This window comes from Clostridium sp., from assembly GCF_017888565.1.
GTDB lineage: Bacteria > Bacillota > Clostridia > Clostridiales > Clostridiaceae > Clostridium.
Genome location: NZ_JAGHFX010000093.1, coordinates 1 through 5889 on the forward strand (window position 1 = coordinate 1; position 5889 = coordinate 5889).

Sequence of the window (5889 nt, forward strand, 5' to 3'; positions counted from 1 at the left end):
ATCTCTTCGCTCAAATTACTTTGAGTCTTAATTTTAAGACGTCTAAAAGAATTGCTGGTTTGTTTACTTAACTTATTTTCTGTTCAATTTTCAAAGACCATTTTCTTCATCGCCCTCAAGCGACTTTTTTATCTTACTATCTTTCGATTTGTTTGTCAACATTTTTTTCTGACTTTCAAATCTCTTTTGTAAGACCTCTTGTCCCTCAGGACATAAAGTATGATATCACGCTTTCTTTTAATAAATTACACTATAATTTATTAAATATGCTAATTATAATTATAAATTGTCTTAATATCTTTATTTTACTTATCTTTTCTTATATTGATACGTGTGGATTAGTTGTTATTTAAATTATTCCTTATTGATACTAAACATGTATTTTTTATATACAAAAGGCGCTTAATAATTTATTTTCTTCTATAAAATAAATTATTAAGCACCTTTTTATTATCTTTTATATTATTTTATATTGTATTATTTTATTGGCTAAATTATGATAGGATAATTACTAGAATCACTTATAACATTATTTTCAGCTACTATATTTCCACAATTCAATATAGCATTATTTATTATTGTGTTATTCTGTACTATGCAATTTTCCATTACTATACTATTTCTAACTATAGCACCTTTTGCTATTTTTACTTTCCTACCAATTATACAATTTTCAACGTTCCCTTCTATATATGATCCATTTGCTATTATAGAATTATCTACTTTACTTTCCTTTGAATAATATGTTGGAGACTCATCCTTTTGCTTTGTATATATAGGATTATTATCATAGAATAGTTCTCTATTTACTTTTACATTCAATATTTCCTTATTTGTATTAAAATATGATTCTACTGAGTTTATACAAGATAAGTATCCTTTAAATTCAAATATTCCTACATTTAAATTTTCTAAGTTATCTATTATATATTCTTTTACTTTCTTATATAGCCCAGTAGTTATACTATCCCTTATTATATCTATAAATAAACTTGTCTTCATTATATACATTTCCATATTTATATTAGTACTTCCTCTTCCTTCAGAAATACTCTTTATACTTTTTACTTTATCATTATTATCTGATATTATTTCCTCACAATTAATAAATTTATTACTAGAACTATTTTCATTCTTATATATTACTGTAATATCATCACCTGAAGTTTTATGTTTTTCTAAAGCTTCCCTATAATTGATATTGCATATCATATATGATGGAGACATAATTATATACTCTTTTCTACTATATTTTATAAATTCAATATTCTCTATAAAACTATGGATATCATCATATACTGGATCATATTCACTGTAATTAAATACTTTTAAAGCATCATGCTTCCTATGAAGATCCCATGGTCTTCCATTACTTAAGTGCTTCATAAGAGAATAGGATTTTCTTTTAGTAAATATACCGATACACTCTACCCCTGAATTAGTTAGATTTGATAAAATAAAATCTATTATTCTATACCTTCCCGCTATAGGCATTGCTGATATTGTATTAGAACTTATTAATTCTTTTAAATAATCCTCCTTTTCATCTAAATTTATTATTCCTATACAATCCTTCATTTAATTTCCTCCTAATTTATAATGCTTCAGCAGGCTCTAATGTAGTACCACTTTTAAGCTCCTCTTTAGATGCTACAACTGCTATTTTTTTACCATCACCAATTTTGCAGCCACTTCTTATTATTGCATTATTTCCGACTATAGCCTTATTTATTACTACATTATCTTCAATCTTAGTATCTGGCATTATTACTGAATCCTTTATTACTGAATTTCTCCCAATTCTTACTCCCTGAAATACTACTGAGTGTTCTACATCACCTTCAACTATACATCCCTCTACTACAAGGGATTCATTAACATTTGAGTTACTTCCTATATACTGAGCTGGCCTTGCTATGTTCTCTGAATATATCTTCCACTCATTGTCATATAAACTTAATTCATTATTCGTATTTAATAAATCCATATTAGCTTCCCATAAGCTTCTTATAGTTCCAACATCTTTCCAATACCCTTCAAAAGGGTAAGCTACTAATCTCATTTTCTTATTTAACATATTTGGAATAATATCTTTACCAAAATCATTGCTAGAGTCTATATTATTCTCATCTTCAATTAAAAACTTCTTTAAGATACTCCAATTGAAAATGTATATTCCCATGGATGCCTTTGTACTTTTAGGTTTTTGAGGCTTTTCTTCAAATTCATATATTGATAGATCATCTCTTGTATTCATAATTCCAAATCTACTTGCCTCTTCTATAGGGACGTCTATTACAGCTATTGTAGCATCAGCTTCTTTTTCTTTATGAAATTCTAACATTTTATCATAATTCATTTTATAAATATGATCACCTGACAATATTAATATATATTCTGGATTATACCTATCTACATATTCAATATTTTGATAAATGGCATTTGCTGTTCCCTTATACCACTTACCACCCTTTTCTTCTTGGTATGGTGGTAATATTCTTACTCCACCATCTCTCCTATCTAAATCCCAAGGGGATCCTATACCTATGTGTGTATTTAATTCTAAAGGCTTGTACTGTGTTAATACACCCACCGTATATATACCTGAATTAGAACAATTGCTTAATGGGAAATCAATAATCCTATATTTTCCACCAAAAGGTACTGCCGGCTTTGCTAATCTTTTTGTTAATACTCCTAAACGTGATCCCTGTCCTCCAGCTAAAATCATTGCTACAATTTCTTTTTTACCCATCTATCCTACTCTCCTTACCTTAGCTTATATATAAATAATTTTTAAAATCTCAAAGTATCTATTGCACAAAGTATCTCTTATAATATACATATGAATGGGTTATTAATTATATGTTGAGTAATATTATTTTTATAAAAAAACACCTAATTGATTTTTAGGTGTTTTAATAATCTTATAAATTTTTATATAATACTCCAGATCCCCAAATTCCTGTCGCATATTCTTTTATTGTTCTATCAGATGAAAAAATTCCTGAATGAGCTATATTTACTCCACACATTCTTTGCCAATTATATTTATTATCATATAATTCATTTATCTTTATTTGAGATTTTATATAGCTATCAAAATCTTTTAAAACAAAGAACTCATCATTATATTTTAATAAGCTATCATATATTGCTCTAAATTTATCCTTATCATATGAGTAGGTTCCATCTATTAAATTATTTATAACTCTTTTTATACTACTATCATTATTATATATACCCCATGATGAATATCCACCATTTTTATAATAATCTAAAACTTCATTTGCAGTTAATCCAAATATAAATATATTATCATCCTTAACTTCATCTTTTATTTCTATATTAGCTCCATCTAGTGTGGCTATCGTAACTGCTCCATTCATCATAAACTTCATATTAGATGTTCCAGAGGCCTCTTTTGTAGTTGTTGATATTTGCTCACTTAAATCAGTTGCTGGAATTATTTTTTCTGCTAATGAAACTCTATAATTCTCCATCATAACAACCTTTATCTTTTCATTAACTCTAGGATCATTATTTACTTTATTAGCTATTGACGTTATAAGCTCTATTATATTTTTAGCTAAAAGATATCCTGGAGCTGCCTTTCCAGCAAAAATAAAAGTTCTTGGATTTATATCCATATTAGGATTTTCTATTAATTTATTATATAAATCCATAATTCTTAAGCAATTTAATGTTTGTCTCTTATAAGCATGAATCCTTTTTACTTGAACATCAAATATAGAATTAGGATTTACCTTTATACCTGTTGAGTTATAAATTTCATTAGATAATTTAACTTTATTATTTAACTTTATACTACTAAGCTTATTTAACACATTATCATCATTTAGATATTTTTTGAAATTAAGTAATTCCATTGGATGTCTAACAAAACTATCTCCTATGGTTTCCTTCAAAAGATTTGTTAGTTCTGGATTGCTCTTTAATAACCATCTTCTATGAGTTATTCCATTAGTTTTATTATTAAATTTATTTGGATAGAAATAATAAAAATCTGACATTTCCTTTTTCTTAAGTATTTCTGTATGAAGCTTAGCAACTCCATTTACGCTATGGCTTCCTACTATAGCTAGGTTAGCCATTCTAACAAAATTATCTCCAATAATAGCCATCCTAGAAATCTTACCCCATTGTGCTGTATATTTATCCCACAGTTCCTTACAATATCTTTCATTTATTTCTTCAACTATCATATATATTCTAGGTAATATCTCCTTGAACATATTTATAGGCCATTTTTCTAATGCTTCTGCAAGTATAGTATGATTTGTATATGAAATTGTATTTTGGGTAATTCTCCATGCTTCTTCCCATGATAATTCTTCTTCGTCTATTAATATTCTCATGAGCTCTGGTATAGCTAATGTTGGATGAGTATCGTTTATATGAATTGCTACCTTTTCATCTAATTCATGTATATTAGTATTATATTTTTTATAATGTCTTATAATACTTTGCAATCCGGCAGATACAAAGAAATATTGTTGCTTTAGTCTTAACATTTTGCCTTCATAAAATGAGTCTTCCGGATATAATACTAATGATATTGATTCAACAGAATTTTTATATTCAATTGCTTTTAAAAACTCTCCTCTACTGAAAGATGAAAAATCAAATTCATTGCTTACAGGCTCTGCAGACCATAATCTTAACGTATTAACTACTTCATTTTGATATCCCACGACTGGAGTATCATAAGGAACTGCTAGTACTGGTTCGTAATTAACATGAGTAAATGTAAGTCTTCCATTCATAGTTTCTGTTTTTACTTCTCCACCAAACTTTACTATCTCAGATTTATCTCTTTTAGGTATTTCCCATACATTACCTAACCTTAACCAATTATCAGGAACTTCTACTTGCTTTCCTTCTATTATTTTTTGCTCAAAAAAACCATATTTATATCTTATTCCACACCCATGTCCTGGTATATTTAAAGATGCCATAGAATCTAAAAAGCATGCTGCAAGTCTACCTAAACCACCATTACCAAGACCTTGATCCTGTTCTAAGCTTTCTAGTTCATCTAAATCTATATTTAAATCCGCAAGTGCTTCTCTACAAGTTTCTCTTATACCTAAATTCATCAAAGCATCCCCTAATAATCTTCCAAGTAAAAACTCCATTGAAAAATAATATACTTGCTTCTCTCCTGTTTCCTTATACTTATTATTTGTATTAAGCCATTCTTCTGTAACATAATCTCTAACTAAGCTTCCCAATGTTTCATATTTTTGTTTCTTAGTTCCATCTTCTAAATCTTTACCATTTATCTCAAGAAACTTTCTTCTATAATTTCTCTTTAACGAATTCTTATCTACATCTAGCATACATTTCCCTCCCATTAAAGTATTATTATTTATTCATTAATCATATATCTAATCTTTATCTTTTCTTGGTAATTTTTTTCAACTATTATATGATTTTATTTCTTTCTCTATAAATGAATTATATATATGCTTATTATTATAGATATTTAAAGCATATTCCGTTACATATGTAGCTCATTTCAGTTATAGTTTCTAAATACAAATAAAAATATCCATTGAAAGAGTACCCTATGCATTGAAAAAATGCACTTCTAGTTATTTTAGTAAATGATTATACAAAAATTTTTATATTATATTATGTAAGACTTATCCACAACTCTTTTATTTTATAAACAGTTTTTAATAAATATTTACTAAATCCGTTTATAAATAATATAATTTTTTAAATATTTATATAACAAAAAAGACTTAAGAATAAATTCTTAAGTCTTTTTAATAACCTGGCAACGTTCTACTCTCCCACACAGTCTCCCATGCAGTACCATCGACGCTGTAGAGCTTAACTTTCCTGTTCGGAATGGAAAGG

Annotated in this window: 3 protein-coding genes and 1 rRNA gene; all 4 read right to left on the reverse strand. The window is 27.3% G+C overall.

The features are described from left to right. Window positions 1-489 precede the first annotated feature (489 nt). Window positions 490-1578: a glucose-1-phosphate adenylyltransferase subunit GlgD gene (gene glgD, locus J7M87_RS17810; RefSeq protein ID WP_291653171.1), complete on the reverse strand. Its 1089-nt coding sequence runs from the start codon at window positions 1576-1578 to the stop codon at window positions 490-492. 16 nt (window positions 1579-1594) lie between these two features. Next, window positions 1595-2755 (reverse strand): glucose-1-phosphate adenylyltransferase, encoded by a 1161-nt coding sequence (locus J7M87_RS17815; RefSeq protein WP_291653174.1) that lies wholly within the window; start codon window positions 2753-2755, stop codon window positions 1595-1597. 172 nt (window positions 2756-2927) lie between these two features. Continuing rightward, window positions 2928-5363, reverse strand: coding sequence for a glycogen/starch/alpha-glucan phosphorylase (locus J7M87_RS17820; RefSeq protein WP_291653176.1), 2436 nt, complete (start codon window positions 5361-5363; stop codon window positions 2928-2930). Window positions 5364-5801: 438 nt separating this feature from the next. Next, window positions 5802-5889: ribosomal RNA gene (rrf, locus tag J7M87_RS17825) — 5S ribosomal RNA — on the reverse strand; the annotation flags it as partial.

Coding starts and splice junctions, on each gene's coding strand:
- J7M87_RS17815 (WP_291653174.1), bottom strand. CDS start 2,755: ATGGGTAAAAAAGAAATTGTAGCAATGATTTTAGCTGGAGGACAGGGA.
- J7M87_RS17820 (WP_291653176.1), bottom strand. CDS start 5,363: ATGCTAGATGTAGATAAGAATTCGTTAAAGAGAAATTATAGAAGAAAG.
- glgD (WP_291653171.1), bottom strand. CDS start 1,578: ATGAAGGATTGTATAGGAATAATAAATTTAGATGAAAAGGAGGATTAT.